Genomic DNA, 2,679 nt, shown 5'->3' on the forward strand with positions numbered 1-2,679 from the left:
TCAATACCATTGGTGAGAGTATTGCTAAGTTTTTAGGAGGTGAAGCATCCTTTAAAGAAGGCGGTCTTATACAGCCAACCTATAAATTATCTGATGTTTCTACAGAAGGTAAGGTAACGGATAAGTCGTTTACTGATGTTGGTTCAGCGTTTACTGGTCTTGATAAGAATATTAAGAATGTAAATGATCGTATTAAGGAAGTCTCAGAGGGAGTTGCGCAGGATTCGTTGTTATGGAGCAATGAGCATAATGCGTTTGTAGCAACGCATGGAGAGAAAAAAGAAAACAGCAGGATTACGTCTCTTGCGGATGGAAATATTTCTTCTGGCTCTACGGATGCTATTACGGGTAACCAACTCTATTCTCTGAACAGTATGATTTCGACCTATTTAGGTGGAGGTACGAAATATGAGAATGGAGTATGGACGGCACCAAACTTCAAAGTTAAGCAGTTCAATAAGGATGGTAATCCTGAAGAACAGACCTATCACACTGTTGCGGATGCGTTTGCAGGTGTTAGCACCTCTATTACAGATGTTCATAATGAGGTAAACAAACAGATTAGCCAAGTGGTCAGTGATAGCCTTGTTAAGCAAGCAAAAGAAACAGATCCGATTACCATTGGTAAAGAAGTAGCAGGCACTGAAGTTAATATTTCCAACAAGGATAGTGAGGATCGTACGCTTTCTGGCGTTAAGGCGGCAGAGAAAGATAATGAAGCTGTTAATAAAGCGCAACTTGATCAAAGTTTGGAGAAACTTTCTAACAGTCTTCAATCAGATGATTCAGCGGTTGTTCTTTACGATAAGAAGGATGGTAAAATTGATTATACAAATGTAACGCTTGGAAAAGGTCAAAAAGCAGCTCCAGTCGCTTTGCATAATGTTGCAGATGGTCAGATTGCTGACAAATCACATGATGCGGTTACCGGAGGTCAGATTAACACGATCTCTCAAGATGTTGCAAAGTTCTTAGGTGGAGATACAAGTTTTGAGAAAGGTGTCTTTACAGGACCAAGCTATAAATTATCGAGTGTTGATAGACATGGTCAGGTAAAATCGACAGAGTTTAAAGATGTAGGTTCAGCCTTTTCAGGTCTTGATACGAATATCAAGAATGTGAATGATCGAATTAAGGAAGTCTCAGAGGGAGTTGCTCAAGATTCTTTATCATGGAGCCAAGATGACAATGCCTTTAGTGCGCAACATGGAGAAGGCAAAGACAGAACAGCCAGCAAGATTACCCACATTTTGGATGGTAATGTTACTAAGGGCTCTACGGATGCAGTTAATGGTTCCCAACTTTATTCAATGAACAATACATTGGCGAGCTATTTGGGTGGTGGAGCTGAATACAAAGAAGGCAACTGGGTAGCTCCAAGCTTCAAAGTTAATACAGTTAATACTGCTGGTGATAAGGTTGAAGAGAAGAGCTATGATAATGTTGCAGCAGCTTTTGAAGGAGTAGGAAGTTCTTTCACGAATCTTCATAATGAAGTGACGAATGCCGTTACGAATATTAACAATCATATTAACAATGTTGTGAGTGATAGTCTTGTTAAGCAGGATACTGAGAGCAAGGTGATCAAGATCGGTGCGGAAAGAGGTGGTACCAGCATTAACATTGCCAACAGTGGTGATGCCGCTCGGACCCTCACAGGCGTAAAAGCCGGATCGCTTACAGAAGCATCGACCGATGCTGTGAATGGCTCTCAGCTTTATTCGATGAATAATACGTTAGCGAGCTATTTAGGTGGCGGTGCTGAATATAAAGAAGGCAACTGGGTAGCTCCAAGCTTCAAGGTTCATACAGTAAGTTCTGATGGTAGCAAGGTTGAAGAGCATAGCTATAAGACAGTAGCGGAAGCGTTTGCTGGAGTTGGAAGTTCTTTCACGAATATTCATAAAGAGCTTAAGAATGAGATTAACCAAGTTGTTGGAGACAGTCTTGTTAAGCAAGATGAGAAGACCCATGTTATTGCGGTTGGAGGTGAAAAGAGCGGAACTGAAGTTACGTTTGCGAATACCGATGGAGCGTCACGGAGCCTCACAGGTGTAAAAGCCGGAGTGCTCACCGAAACATCGACAGACGCAGTAAATGGTAGTCAGCTTTTTGCGACCAATCAGAACGTTACGACAGTAAGGAATGATCTTAAAACAGTTTCTGAGAATACTTCGAAGTACTTAGGAGGTGGAGCCGATGTATTGAAAGGTGTTGCACCGACTTATACGGTTCAGGATAAGAGTTATCAGAGTGTAGCGGAAGCATTTGGTGGTGTTGATCGTTCATTCACACAGCTTCATGAAGAGATTTCAAAGAATACGAATGAGGTTAGTGAAAATATTAAGCAGAATGCGTTGTTATGGAGTGAATCTGACAAAGCCTTTAGTGCTCAGCATGGAGAAGGCAAAGACAGAACCTCTAGCAAGATCACTTCACTTGCGAATGGTAGTGTTACTGAAGATTCCACGGATGCGATCAATGGTTCTCAACTTTATTCGATGAACAATACGCTTGCGACCTATTTTGGTGGTGGTGCTAAGTTTGAGAATGGTCAGTGGATTGCTCCAAGCTTTAAGGTTAACACTGTCAGCGAGGATGGTAGCAAGGTTGAAGAGAAGAGCTATGATGATGTAGCAAAAGCCTTTGCGAGTGTTGGTACATCTTTCAGCAATCTTC

Annotated in this window: 1 pseudogene; it reads left to right on the forward strand. The window is 41.7% G+C overall.

Going from position 1 to position 2,679, the window contains the following annotated elements:
- Nucleotides 1-2,679, forward strand: a pseudogene (locus tag FJG96_RS00025) (hypothetical protein); the annotation flags it as partial.

Origin of the sequence: Bartonella mastomydis, from assembly GCF_900185775.1 — a bacterium.
Lineage (GTDB): Bacteria > Pseudomonadota > Alphaproteobacteria > Rhizobiales > Rhizobiaceae > Bartonella > Bartonella elizabethae.